General features: G+C 71.8%; 10 protein-coding genes. 7 read left to right on the top strand and 3 right to left on the bottom strand.

What is annotated here, in order from left to right; all coding sequences use genetic code 11:
• Positions 1-5 precede the first annotated feature (5 nt).
• The 3 genes from AC5L3C_RS01245 to AC5L3C_RS01235 are packed head-to-tail and all read right to left on the bottom strand — an operon-like array spanning position 6 to position 3,093.
• Positions 6-827: a carbohydrate ABC transporter permease gene (locus AC5L3C_RS01245; protein ID WP_493646379.1), complete on the bottom strand. Its 822-nt coding sequence runs from the start codon at positions 825-827 to the stop codon at positions 6-8.
• On the bottom strand, positions 824-1,783 hold the full coding sequence (locus AC5L3C_RS01240) for a carbohydrate ABC transporter permease (RefSeq protein WP_493646378.1): 960 nt from the start codon (positions 1,781-1,783) through the stop codon (positions 824-826). The genes AC5L3C_RS01245 and AC5L3C_RS01240 overlap by 4 nt, the downstream gene beginning before the upstream one ends.
• Positions 1,780-3,093 (bottom strand): ABC transporter substrate-binding protein, encoded by a 1,314-nt coding sequence (locus AC5L3C_RS01235; RefSeq protein WP_493646377.1) that lies wholly within the window; start codon positions 3,091-3,093, stop codon positions 1,780-1,782. The genes AC5L3C_RS01240 and AC5L3C_RS01235 overlap by 4 nt, the downstream gene beginning before the upstream one ends.
• 293 nt (positions 3,094-3,386) lie before the next feature.
• Here AC5L3C_RS01235 and AC5L3C_RS01230 point away from each other — a divergent pair, with 293 nt between their 5' ends.
• From AC5L3C_RS01230 to AC5L3C_RS01200, 7 genes are all read left to right on the top strand, one after another.
• Positions 3,387-5,105 (top strand): class I mannose-6-phosphate isomerase, encoded by a 1,719-nt coding sequence (locus tag AC5L3C_RS01230; protein ID WP_493646376.1) that lies wholly within the window; start codon positions 3,387-3,389, stop codon positions 5,103-5,105.
• A complete protein-coding gene (locus AC5L3C_RS01225; RefSeq protein ID WP_493646375.1) occupies positions 5,102-6,040 on the top strand; it encodes an ROK family protein in 939 nt (312 codons plus the stop codon). Before AC5L3C_RS01230 ends, AC5L3C_RS01225 begins: the two co-directional genes overlap by 4 nt.
• A gap of 43 nt (positions 6,041-6,083) precedes the next feature.
• Positions 6,084-7,139: a LacI family DNA-binding transcriptional regulator gene (locus AC5L3C_RS01220; protein WP_493646374.1), complete on the top strand. Its 1,056-nt coding sequence runs from the start codon at positions 6,084-6,086 to the stop codon at positions 7,137-7,139.
• Between the two features lie 421 nt (positions 7,140-7,560).
• Positions 7,561-8,745, top strand: coding sequence for a spore photoproduct lyase family protein (locus AC5L3C_RS01215; protein WP_493646373.1), 1,185 nt, complete (start codon positions 7,561-7,563; stop codon positions 8,743-8,745).
• Between the two features lie 78 nt (positions 8,746-8,823).
• The gene (locus AC5L3C_RS01210) at positions 8,824-9,678 is read left to right on the top strand and encodes an ABC transporter ATP-binding protein (RefSeq protein WP_493646372.1); all 855 of its coding nucleotides are present in this window, start codon (positions 8,824-8,826) and stop codon (positions 9,676-9,678) included.
• Positions 9,675-10,652 carry an ABC transporter substrate-binding protein gene (locus AC5L3C_RS01205; RefSeq protein ID WP_493646371.1) on the top strand — a complete coding sequence of 326 codons (978 nt, stop codon included), beginning with the start codon at positions 9,675-9,677 and terminating at the stop codon, positions 10,650-10,652. The genes AC5L3C_RS01210 and AC5L3C_RS01205 overlap by 4 nt, the downstream gene beginning before the upstream one ends.
• A 4-nt stretch (positions 10,653-10,656) precedes the next feature.
• Positions 10,657-12,723 (top strand): iron ABC transporter permease, encoded by a 2,067-nt coding sequence (locus AC5L3C_RS01200; protein ID WP_493646370.1) that lies wholly within the window; start codon positions 10,657-10,659, stop codon positions 12,721-12,723.
• Position 12,724 lies beyond the last annotated feature (1 nt).

Below are 12,724 nucleotides of genomic sequence, written 5' to 3'. Positions count from 1 at the left end.
CGGACTCAGCGGTGGAGCTTGAGGCTGCTGACGAAGAAGCGCTGGGCGGAGAAGAACAGCACCAGGGTGGGCAGCGAGACCAGGAGGGCGCCGGCCAGCACGACGGGCGGCCCGACGTTGGAGTAGTTGCCCTGCAGGTCGGCGAGCGCGGCCATGACGGGCCGGATGTTGCGGCTGGTGACCAGGGTGATGCCGAACATCAGGTCGTTCCAGACGGCCACGAACTGGAACACGAACACGGCGATCATGGCGGACCGGGTCAGCGGGAGGTGGATCTGCCAGAACACCCGCCACCACGACGCGCCGTCCACGCGCGCGGCTTCCACGATCTCCCGCGGCAGGGTCAGGGTGTAGTTGCGCATGACGAAGAACGCGAACGGGACCGCGATCGCCGTGTAGATCAGCACGAGACCGATCTGGGTGTCGTAGAGCGAGGTGCGCGCGTAGGACAGGAACAGGGGCCTGATGAAGACCTGAAGGGGCAGCAGCGTGCCGGAGTAGATCACCCAGAACCACAGGGCCTGCCGTCGGACGGGCATGATGATCGTGGCGAAGGCGGCGAAGGCGGCGAGCATCGCGGCGGCCATGGCACTGACCACGGAGTACAGGAGGCTGTTGCCGAGAGCGGGGCCCAGGTTGGCCTGGTCCCAGGCCTGGGACATGTTGCCGAACAACCCGAAGTGCTGGGGCAGCCAGTGCGGACTGCCGGAGTAACTCTCCGCGGGAACCAGCGCGTTGACGAGGAGAAGCCAGGTGGGAACCAGCCAGAGCACGGCGAGTACCGCGATGACGGCGTGGCGCAGAACGCGGCCGAGGGACATGGTCATACGCCTTTCACGTCGAGCTGGCGGCGCAGGTAGAGCCAGGAGGCCGCCAGCACGATCACGGTGAGGACGACCGCGATCGCCGCTCCCGCGCCGGGCCGCAGTTCGAGGAAGGTCTCGTTGTACATGGACACCGCGAGAGTCTCGGTGGCCCGTCCGGGGCCGCCCTGGGTGAGCACCCAGATGAGGTCGAACGACTTGAGGCCGTTGACCAGGCTCATACCGATCACGATGATCGACACGGGGCGGAGCTGCGGCAGGACGATGTGGCGGAACTGCTGCCGGCCGTTCGCGCCGTCCAGGGAGCCGGCCTCCAGGGTCTCGGGCGGGATGGACTGCAGTCCGACCAGGAAGAGGATGACGGCCACGCCGGTGGCCTGCCAGGCGTTGGCGAGGATCATCACGACGGTGTTGCCGGGCCAGGTCAGCAGCCAGCCCTGGGCCAGCGAGTCGAGCCCCAGGCCGGTCAGGACCTGGTTGACGGCGCCGTCGGTGGTGAGCATGAAGTTCCACACGACCGCCACCGCGGAGCCGGACAGCGCGTAGGGCAGGACGACGCACAGCCGTGCCAGGCGGGAGAGGCGACTGGCGTCGGTCATGCAGGCGATGGCGAGCCCGAGCACGAACGGGAGCACCACCGTGCCCGCCACCCACATCAGGGTGTTCTGGACGGAGCGGGTCAGGGCCGGGTCGGAGGCGAACAGCACGTAGTTGTCGAACCAGCTGAACGGTGAGGTCCGCGTGTCGCTGAAGAAGCTGCGGTGGATGGTCCACACGAACGGGGCCAGCAGCAACAGCGTGACCAGGAGGACGGCCGGAGCCATGAACCCGCCGGCTGCCAGACGCTCACGTGTGGTGGCCCAGGGGCGCGCCAGGGGGGAACGCCGCATTGTGCGCCGGGGCGCTGCCGGTCCGCCGGCCGCGGTGGGCGGGCGTGGGTCGGTCACAGAGGTGCTCATGCTTCGTCTCGCTTCCAGGCCGCCCATTCGTCGTGTGCGCGCTCCTGCATCCGGCGCAGCGTGGTGGCCGGAGAGGTCTGCCCGGCCATGAATCCGCCGAGATCGTCGGTGTTGCCCTGGATGAGGCTGGGCGGGCCGGACTCCCAGTAGCGGACCAGCGCCAGCCGGCGATTGCGGGCGATGTCCCGCTGGAGCCCGGCCACCACCGGGTTGCCGGCGCGCACCTTCGGATTGGCGGAGCTGTCCTGGAGGAAGTCGCTCCACACCCGTTGGACGGACGGGGCGAGCCAGGCCCCGGCGTTCGCCATCGCCGCGTCGTGCGAAGAGGCGCGGCCGGGCACCACGAAGACCCCTGACTCGGCGATCACGCTCTTCGGCGTGGCGGGACGCACCGCCGGAAGAATGAAGGCGCCGTAGTCGGTGCCGGGTTTCATACCGGCCGCCGACATGCCCGACGCCTGCCAGGTGCCGTGCAGGAACATGCCCACCGTGCCCTCCTTCAGCGCACCGGGACCGCGCGCCTGGTCGAAGTCGGGGGATGTCATCCAGCCTCGGCGCATGAAGTCGTGCCAGATGTCCATCGCCCGGCGAGCCGGAGCATCGGTGTAGGAGGCCTTGCCGGCCACCAGCTGCTGGTAGAAGCGGGGGTCGACCTTGGTGACCAGTTCCTGGAACCACTCGATCGCGGGCCAGCCGCCCACCTGGCTGGCGAGAAAGGGTGTGATCCTGTTGCGCTTGAGGACTTCGGCGCAGTGCAGGAGCTCGTCCCAGCTGCCCGGGGCGGACAGACGCAGCTTCCTGAACACCGGCTTGCTGTAGAAGAGCACGTAGTACGACTCGTACAGCGGGATGCCGTACACCCTGCCCCGGTAGGAGACGGCCTCCCGCGCCGTGCCGCGCACCCACTTCCTGGTCTCGTACCCCTCCCACAGACGCGTCAGGTCGGTGAGCCCGCCGGCGCGCGCCAGGCGCTTGAGCTGGTAGCCGGATGCCCACTTGACGAGGTCGGATGCCTTCGAGGTCTGCAGGCTCATCTGCACGACCTGCTGGTACGAGGTGACCGACGGATTCGACAGGGGTCTGAGCGCGTAGCCGGTGATCCTCTTCAGCTCGCGGCCGGCCGCGCGGTAGCCGTCGTCCCAGGTTGCGTTGTCGTTGGAAAGGCTCGTGGTGCCCGGCTGGGCGGACGTACTCGCTCCCCGCACACAGCCTCCCGCCGCCATGGCGGCCGCACCGGCGGCCACCCCGGCCAGGAGGCGGCGCCGAGCGAGCGGCACGGCCGCCCTGCTGGTCCTGCCCGCTGCTGACATTGATCACCTTCACGGAATCGGGCCACCTGCATGGCCGGATGTGCATCACGGAGAACGCCAGACGCCGGGGGAGTCCCGGAGTTGCCCGATGCGTATGGCGGGGAGGTTAACGACACCATTCCGGCCACAGCAAGGCTTCGGGGCGAAAAGAATCTGCCTTCGAGGGAATTTCTCAAGAAATGGCTGGTCAAGCGAGGGCGTCATGCGCTCAAGGGTGATCGAGGCGACCGTGGACACCCCGAGCCAAGTGTTGTTATCGTTAACTTCATCGTGGAACCGAGTAAGGAGCAGAAGTGCCCGCGTCCCCTTCGTACGACCCTCTTCCCAGCTACGCGCCGGTCGCCGGCCAGGTGGCCGCCGGCTGGCCGGCCCTGGCCGCGGATCTGCCGCCGGGCCCGCTCGTCCTGGCCGTCGACGGTCCCGCGGCCCTCGACTGGGCCGCGCTGGCCGACGGCCTCGCCGGTGCCGTGCGCTCCGGGGGCCGCGACGTGGAGCTGATCGATGTCCGCGGCCACTACGTGGCGGGGGCCGGCGAGCGGATCGCGGCCCGGCCCGTCCCCGCCGACGATCCGTTCTTCACCCCGCTGTCCCGGGCGCGGGTCGCGGACCTGTTCGACTCTCCTGCGCGGCCCGGGCGCCCCGTGCAGGATGGAGTGGTGGTGATGTACGGGCCGGGCGCCGCGCTGTGCGAGCCGGATCTGCTGTGGTACGCGGACCTGCCCAAGCGGTACGCAGAGTCGGCCGTGGCGAAGGGCGAACTGCCGGTCGGCGTCAATCTGGGGTGCCCCGCCGAGCCCGGCGATCTGGTGCGCCTGTTCTACACCGACTGGCCCGTGCTGGACCGGCACCGCGACGAGATCGCGGGACGTGTCGACCGATGGATCGACGTGCAGGACACGACCACCCCGGCCGCACTGGACGGTGCCGCGCTGCGTGCCACCCTGGCGCACCTGGCCCGGGGCCCGGTACGCACCCGCCCGTACTTCAACTCCACGCCGTGGGGCGGCCAGTGGGCGGCGAGCGAACTCGGCTTCACCCCGCGGGCCGGCAACACGGCACTCGGCTACGAGCTGATCGCGCCCGAAGCGGGGATCCTGGTCGGCGAGAAGGGCGGGGCCCAGGTCGAGGTTCCCTTCCAGTTGCTGTGCGTCGCCCACCCCGAGGACATGCTCGGTGAAGACGTGCACCGCCGGTTCGGTACCTCGTTCCCGATCCGGTTCGACTACCTGGACACCATGGGCGGCGGCAACCTGTCCCTGCACCTCCACCCGCAGCAGCGGTACATGCGGGAGGTGTTCGGCTGGCCCTACACCCAGCACGAGACGTACTACGTCACCGCGAGCGAGGACGGCGCACAGGTGCTGCTCGGCCTCACCGAGGACGCGGACCTCGAAACCCTGCGGCGCCAGGTCGAGGACGCCATCGACCACGGCACCCCGATTCCCGTCGAGGACCACGTCCAGTCGCACCCCGCGACCGTGGGCCGGCTCTTCATGATCCCGGCGGGCACACCGCACGCCTCCGGCGCGGGCAACCTGGTGCTGGAGGTGAGCGCGACCCCGTACCTGTACTCCCTGCGGCTGTACGACTGGCTGCGCAAGGACGCCGCCGGCGCGTCCCGGCCCCTGCCCTACGAGCACGGCTTCGCCAACCTGGACACGACCCGGCGCGGGGAGGACGTCACGAAGGACCTCCTCCAGCAACCGCGCATGCTGCGCGCCGGAGAGGGCTGGCGCGAGGAGGTCCTGGGCGCGCTGCCCGAGATGTTCTACGCGGTGCACCGTCTCGTCGTGGCGCCGGGCTGCGACATCCGGGACGACACCGCGGGCCGCTTCCACGTCCTCAACGTGGCCGCGGGCGAAGGCGTCGTCATCGAGACCCGCGACGGCCGCACGCACGCTCTGGCCTTCGCGGAGACCCTCACGATCCCCGCCGCGGTCGGCCCGTACCGCGTCCGCGCGCTGGGCGGCGACGAGGTGCGGATCGTCAAGGCACTGGTGGTAGAGCCGTGACGGCGGCCCCCACGGGGCGTGCCCCGGTGCCGGTCCCGGTGCTCGACATCGGCGGCACGCATGTCACCGCCGCGCTCGTGGACCTCACCGCGAGCCGCCCCGTCCCCTCCACGGTCATCCGCAAGGCGCTGAGCGCGCACGCGGAGGCCGGCCACATCCTCGACACCATCGCCCTGACCGCCCTGGCGCTGCCCGCCGGGCACAGCCTGCGCTGGGGAGTGGCGATGCCCGGCCCCTTCGACTACGCCACCGGCATCGGCCGCTTCGCCGACGTGGGAAAGTTCGAATCCCTGTCCGGCGTCGACGTCGGGGCCGGCCTGCGCGAGCGGCTGACCGCCCGGTCCGAGCACTTGTGCTTCCTCAACGACGCCGATGCGTTCGCCATCGGCGAGTACAGCTCCGGCGCCGCGCAGGGGCACGACCGTGTCGTCTGCCTGACGCTGGGCACGGGGGTCGGGTCCTCGTTCCTGTCCTCCGGCCGCCCCGTCCACACAGGCCCCCTGGTCCCGCCCAGCGGGCACGTGCACCGCCTGGCGGTGCACGGCCGGCCGCTGGAGGAGACCGTCTCGCGCCGTGGCATCCGCACCCACTACGCCCGTCTCTCCCCCGCGGCGGATGATGAGCGTCGTCCCGATGTCCGTGACATAGCCGCACGCGCCGGGAAGGGTGACGCCGCCGCGGCGGAGGCCTTCCGATACGCTTTCGACGCACTCGGCCGGGCCCTGGCTCCATGGATCGGGCGCTTCGAAGCCACCGTGGTGGTCATCGGTGGCTCCATGGCCCGGTCGTGGGACTTGGTCCACCCTGCGCTCACCACGGGGCTGGCTTCGGCCGGGAGACCGGACGTCCCCGTGCTGCCGGCCCGGCAGCCCGAGGAGGCCCCCTTGCTCGGGGCCGCCCACTGGGCACAGGGCGTACCGCCGGACGCGCCATGAAGCCCGTGGCGCCGTGCAGACAGGCAGAGGAAGGGGCAGGGGCATGACCGCTCGCCGGGGCAGCGGGCCGACCATGCACGACGTCGGCAAGCTCGCGCAGGTCAGCGCCATGACCGTCTCGCGCGTGCTCAAGAACGACCCCGGCGTGTCGGAAGCGACACGTGAGCGGGTCTTCGCAGCGGTCGACCGACTGGGATACCGCCGGAACCAGACCGCTCGCAGTCTCCGCCTCGGGGGCAGCGGGATGATCGGCCTCGTCGTCACCAACCTCGCCAACCCCTTCTACTCGCGCCTCGCGCTCGGTGTCCAGGAAGTCGCGACGGAGTACGGCTTCCGCATGCTGCTCAGCAACTCCGGCGAGCAGCCCGACCGGGAACCCGGACTCATCGACGGGCTCGTCGCTCACCAGGTCGAAGGGCTCATCGTCGTCCCGGCGGGCAGTCGGCAGCGACACCTGGCAGACGCCATGCGGCACGTCCCGGTCGTCCTCGCCGCACGGCCGCCCGCCGGACTCGACACCGACTGCGTCCTGGTCGAGGACTTCCACGGCGCGCGCGAAGCCACCGCCTGCCTCCTGGCCGAAGGACACACCCGCGTCGCCTTCCTCGGCAACCCTCCGGCGCTCTACACCGGTGCCGAACGTCTGCGCGGATTCTGGGCGGCCCACGAGGAAGCCGGCGTCGAGCCGGACAACGCTCTCATCCGTCAGGGCCTGGTCGACGCCGCGACAGCGGAGCGGGCGACCTTCGACTTGCTGGAGTCGGCCGAGCGCCCCACCGCGCTGTTCTGCGCCAACAACCGGATCAGCCAGGGCGCGATCCGGGCCCTGTACAAGGCGGGCATCACCCTGCCCATCGCCGGTTTCGACGACTTCGACCTGTCCGACGTCCTCGGTCTGCCGCTCACCCTCGTCTCCTACGACGCCGACGAGATCGGCCGCCAGGCCGCACGTCTGCTGATCGACCGTCTCGAACACCGCGACGCCGCGGCGCCCCCGGCTCCCCGCCGCGTCACCGTCCCCACCCGAGTCCTCCGCTACGGCGCGCCCTCCGAGGACGGACCGGAGCGGACCCATGCCCTGACGCCGCCCGGCACGTGACGCCTCCGGCGCCGCGTCTGCCGCCCGCTGCGGGCAGTCGTGCCTCCCCCAGTGCCTCAAGGGCCTGGGAGGTACCCCCAGGGCGATGGGGGTCCCCCCCGCTCATGGGGGTACCTCCCGCTCGAGCGAAGCCGAGAGTGGGGGAGGCACCCCGCACGCGCGGGAGGGTGGGCGATGGGGGTACCTCCCGCTCATGGGGGTACCTCCCGCTCGAGCGAAGCCGAGAGTGGGGGAGGCACCCCGCACGCGCCGGGCCGCGCAGACACCCCCCGGGTCCGCACCGACACCGTGCGCCAAGAACCCGCGTGACCTGCGGCCCCGTACGGCACGGCACCGCGCCGCACCCCGCCGTACAGTGAAGTGGAACCCTTGGTTCCGTAAGGATCCACATCTCCCCGCCCCCGACGCAGCCGGTCACCACATGCCCCACCACCCCCCATCCCCCCACGGTGGCCCCCAGGACCCCCTCTTCGGCCTCGACGAACTGCCGCAGGACCCGCCGGCCGAGCCGACCCCCTCCGCCACCCCCTTCCGCGACTCCCCCCAAGCCCACCGCCTCCTCGCCATCCGCGAGATCCACGCCGAACCCGCCGCCGCCCTCTCCTCCCGCGGCCGGCAGATCCGCGCCCGCTTCCCCGACGCCCGCCTCATCGAGGTCGACTCCCACTGGCGCATCCCCGACCTGCACGGCAACGAGGGCAGCGCCGACCGCTGGATGCGGATCAAGCGCGAGACCCTCGTCCTGGGCGTGAAGAAGACCCTCACCACCCGCCCCAACGGCCGCTCCGCCGACTGGATTGCCCCCGGCCCCTCCAACGGCTGCGCCATGTCCTGCGTGTACTGCTACGTCCCCCGGCGCAAGGGCTTCGCCAACCCGATCACCCTCTTCACCAACATCGACGCGATCATCGGCCACCTCGCCCGCCACGTCACCGCGCAGGGCCGCAAACCGGAACCCAACCAGTGCGACCCCGAGGCATGGGTGTACGACATCGGGGAGAACGGCGACTGCTCCGTGGACGCCCTCGTCTGCGACAACACCGCCGACCTGGTCCGCGCCTTCCGTGACTGGCCCACGGCGAAGGCGTCGTTCGCCACCAAGTTCGTCAACCCCGACCTGCTGGCGCTCGACCCGCGCGGGCGCACCCGCGTCCGGTTCTCGGTGATGCCGCCCGAGGACTCCCGCCTGCTCGACCTGCGCACCAGCCCGGTCGACCGGCGGATCGGCGCCGCCGCCGACTTCCTCGACGCCGGGTACGAGGTGCACTTCAACCTCTCACCCGTCGTCGTCCGCCCCGGCTGGCGGGACGCCTGGACCGAACTGCTGCGGCACATGGACGACGTCCTGCCGGAGCGCGTCAAGCGGCAGGCATCGGCCGAGGTCATCATGCTCACCCACAACGCGGACCTGCACGAGGTCAACCTGCGCTGGCACCCGCGCGGTGAGGACGTACTGTGGCGGCCCGACGTCCAGGAGACCAAGCGTTCCCAGAACGGCGCCCTCAACCTCCGCTACCGCGCCGGAGTCAAGCGGCGCGCCCTCGAGGACCTGCGCGGACTGCTCGCCCGTCACGCACCGTGGCTGGGTGTGCGATACGCCTTCTGACGGATCGACAGAGACCGTCCCGCTTCGCCGCAGGTCACCCCCTGATAACGCGAATTAAGGGTAGGCTAACCTTGCCTTGTGATTCCTGGTGAAGAGGCTGCCCCGGGCCGACGCGGTCACGAACTGTCGGCCACCGATGTGACCGTCGCGTACGACGGCACCGACGTCGTGCACGACGCCGCGCTGACCCTGCGGCCCGGCGAAGTGACCGCCCTGGTCGGCCCGAACGGCAGCGGCAAGTCGACCCTGCTGCGCACCGTCGCCCGGTTGCAGCGGCCGCGGCACGCGACGCTCACCCTCGACGCCGGCACCGACGCCCTGGCGCTCGGCCCCCGGGAGTTCTCCCGCCGCGTCGCCCTGCTGCTCCAAGGGCGCCCCACGCCCAGCGGACTGAGCGTGCGGGACGTCGTCGAGTTCGGCCGCTACCCGCACCGCGGCCGCTGGGGCGGCACGGACCCCGGCGGACGCGAGGCCGTCGACCGCGCGCTCGCCCTGACCGGCGTCACCGAACTCGCCGACCGCGGAGCCGAACACCTCTCCGGCGGACAGCTCCAGCGCGTCTGGCTCGCCGGCTGCCTCGCCCAGGAGACCGGCGTCCTCCTCCTCGACGAACCCACCACCTACCTCGACCTGCGCTACCAGGTCGAACTTCTCGACCTCATGCGCGATCTGGCCGACGACCACGGCATCGCGGTCGGAGTCGTCCTGCACGACCTCGACCAGGCGGCGGCCGTCGCCGACCGCGTCGTGCTCCTCGCGGCCGGACGCGTCGTCGCCGAGGGACCGCCCGACGACGTCCTCACACCGGAGCGGCTGACCGAGGTCTACGGCATCCGCATCGAGGTCGACACCGACCCCCTCACCGGCCGGCTGCGCACCCGCGCGATAGGCCGCCACCACACGCGAAACGAAAGGCTCAGCACACCCTCATGAGACGCCTCCCGCTCACCGCGCCCCTGGTCACCGCCGCCGCACTCCTGCTGGCCGCCTGCGGCACCACCGAACCCGCCGCCGACGACGCCAAGGAGTCCGCCGAGGCGATCACCCTCACCGACGCCTCCGGCGCAAAGGTCGAACTCGACGGCCCCGCCAAGAAGGTCGTCGGCACCGAGTGGAACGTCGTCGAGCAGCTGATCTCGCTCGGCGTCGACCCGGTCGGCGTGGCCGACGTCAAGGGCTACCAGACCTGGGACTCCGCCGTCCCGCTCAAGAACGAGCCCAAGGACATCGGTACCCGCGGCGAGCCCAGCATGGACACCATCGCCGCGCTCAAGCCCGACCTCATCGTCGCCACCACCGACCTCCAGCCGAACGCCGTCAAGCAGCTGCGCAAGGTCGCCCCCGTCCTCGAGGTGAAGTCCGCCGACGCCGCCGACCCGGTGGGCCGGATGCTGGAGAACCTCGACCTCATCGCCGAGGCCACCGGCACCACCGAGCGCGCCACGACCCTGAAGAAGGACTTCGACGCCACCCTCGCCGAGGGCAAGAAGGCCCTCGCCGACGCCGGTCTCGACGGCGCGGAGATCGCCTTCGCCGACGGCTACGTCAACGCCAACCAGGTCTCCGTCCGCCCCTACACCTCCGGCTCCCTCATCGGCGGCGTCAACGAGCGGCTCGGACTGAAGAACGCCTGGAAGCTCGAGGGCGACGAGGCCTACGGCCTGGCCGCCACCGACGTCGAGGGGCTGACCGACCTCGGGGAGGTGCAGTTCGTCTACATCGGCAACGACGGCGACGCGAGCAGCGACCCCTTCGGCAAGGAGCTCGCCGACAACTCCGTGTGGAAGTCCCTGCCCTTCGTGAAGTCCGGTGACGTGCACCGGCTGGACGACGGCATCTGGATGTTCGGCGGCACCGGCTCGATGGAGGCGTACACCGACGCCCTCGTCGCCGCGCTGACGAAGTAGCGCGATGGCCGTCACCGCCACCCCTCCCACCGCCCGTCCGGCGACGGCGTCGTCCCGGACGGGCGCGGCCGCGGTGACGACCGCGCTCGTGCTCCTGGTCGCGGCCCTCGCCGTCGTCGACATCACCCAGGGCACGGCCGCGGTCGGCCCGGCCGAGGTCCTCAAGGCCCTCACCGGACGGGCCGACGCGGCCGACGCGTCCGTCGTCATCGCCTCACGGCTGCCCCGGATGACCGCCGGACTCCTCGTCGGCGCGGCCCTCGGCATGGCCGGCACGGCCCTGCAGGCCGTCAGCCGCAACGTCCTTGCCTCCCCGGACACCCTCGCCGTCAACGCCGGGTCGTACCTCGCCCTCGGCGTCGTCGCCGTCACCGGGGTGTCGCTCCCGCTCCTGGCCTCCTCGGGCGTCGCCTTCGCCGGCGGACTCGCGGCGGCGGCCGTCGTCCTCGGCCTGTCGGGGCTCGGCACGGGGACCGTACGGCTCGTGCTCGCCGGTACCGCGCTCGCCCTCGGACTCACCGCCGTCACCGAAGGACTGCTCCTGCTCTTCCCGCAGGAGACCCAGGGCCTCTACCAGTGGAACCAGGGCAGCATCGCCCAGAACGGCTTCGACGGCGTCCTCCAGATGCTGCCCGTCGCCGTCATCGGCCTCGCCGGTCTGCTGCTCATCGCCCGCCGCGTCGACACCCTCGCCCTCGGCGACGACGCCGCCCGCGGACTCGGCGTCCCGGTACGCGCCACCCGGGTCACGGCCGTCGTCCTGGCGACGCTGCTCTCCGCGGCCGCCGTCACCCTCGCCGGCCCGATCGGCTTCGTCGGCCTGTGCGCCCCGGCCCTCGTCCGCCCGCTCGCCCGCTGGTTCCGCGGCGTCACCCGGCTCCGCACGGGCGCGCCGCTCGCGGGCCTCGTCGGCGCCGCGCTGGTCCTCGGGGCGGACGTCCTGCTGCGGCTGTTCGTCGACTCCGACACCGCCGTCGCCGTCCCCACCGGTGTGGTCACCAGCCTCACCGGCGCGGTCTTCCTGGTCGTGATGGCGGCCCGGCTCCGCGACACCGCCGGCGCCGCCGCGCCGGACAGGCTGCGCATCCGCAGCAGGGCCGCCTTCCTCGCCACGGTCACCGTGCTCGCCCTCGCCCTGGTCGGTATCACGGTCACCGCCGTCCTCCTGGGCGACGCCAAGCTGCTCCTGGGCGACGTGTTCAACTGGGCGCAGGGCAGGGCGGGCCGTACCGTCTCCTTCGTCCTCGACACCCGGACACCCCGGGTGTTCGCCGCCCTCCTCGCGGGCGCGGCGCTCGCGCTGGCCGGAACCCTGGTGCAGGCCGTCACCCGCAACCCGCTGGCCGAACCCGCCGTGCTGGGCGTCTCCGGCGGCGGCGCGCTCGGCGCGGTGATCCTGGTGACCACCGTCCCGGCCGCCGCCGCGTGGAGCGTGGCCACAGCCGCCTTCGCGGGCTCCGCGGTCACCGCCGTCGTGGTGTTCGGCCTCGCCGCGCGCGGGGGCTTCCAGCAGAACCGGCTGGTCCTCGTCGGCATCGGGGCCGCCACCGGCGCGACGGCCCTGATCAGCCTGCTGATCGTGCTGACCGACCCGTTCAACGCGACCAAGGCTCTCACCTGGCTGTCAGGATCCACCTACGGCCGGACCCTGCCCGACGTGCTGCCCCTCGCGGCGGTCCTCGCCGCCGGGGTCGCCGCGGCCGGCGTACGCCACAGGGAACTCGACCTGATCTCCCTGGACGAGGACACGCCCCGGCTGCTCGGACTCGACCCGGCGCGGGTCCGGCTGGGCTTCCTCGTCCTGAGCGTGCTGCTCACGGCCACCGCCGTGTCGGCCGCGGGCACCATCGGTTTCGTCGGCCTGGTCGCGCCGCACGCGGCCCGCGCGCTGGTCGGGCGCCGGCACACCCGCGTCCTCCCGGTCGCCGTCCTCCTGGGCGCCGTCCTGGTGTGCACGGCGGACCTGCTGGGCCGCACCGTGATCGCACCGGCCCAGCTGGGCGCGGGCCTGATGACGGCCGTGATCGGCACGCCGTACTTCCTGTACATACTGGTACGCAACCGCCGCTAGC

This window comes from Streptomyces speibonae, from assembly GCF_984686075.1.
The sequence above is the reverse complement of the archived record's forward strand: the minus strand, read 5'-3'. Positions and strand labels throughout refer to the sequence as shown.

Excerpts from the sequence above, each read along its gene's own strand:
- AC5L3C_RS01235 (WP_493646377.1), bottom strand. The coding sequence starts at position 3,093 with ATGTCAGCAGCGGGCAGGACCAGCAGGGCGGCCGTGCCGCTCGCTCGG.
- AC5L3C_RS01215 (WP_493646373.1), top strand. The coding sequence starts at position 7,561 with ATGCCCCACCACCCCCCATCCCCCCACGGTGGCCCCCAGGACCCCCTC.
- AC5L3C_RS01245 (WP_493646379.1), bottom strand. The coding sequence starts at position 827 with ATGACCATGTCCCTCGGCCGCGTTCTGCGCCACGCCGTCATCGCGGTA.
- AC5L3C_RS01200 (WP_493646370.1), top strand. The coding sequence starts at position 10,657 with ATGGCCGTCACCGCCACCCCTCCCACCGCCCGTCCGGCGACGGCGTCG.
- AC5L3C_RS01220 (WP_493646374.1), top strand. The coding sequence starts at position 6,084 with ATGACCGCTCGCCGGGGCAGCGGGCCGACCATGCACGACGTCGGCAAG.
- AC5L3C_RS01205 (WP_493646371.1), top strand. The coding sequence starts at position 9,675 with ATGAGACGCCTCCCGCTCACCGCGCCCCTGGTCACCGCCGCCGCACTC.
- AC5L3C_RS01240 (WP_493646378.1), bottom strand. The coding sequence starts at position 1,783 with ATGAGCACCTCTGTGACCGACCCACGCCCGCCCACCGCGGCCGGCGGA.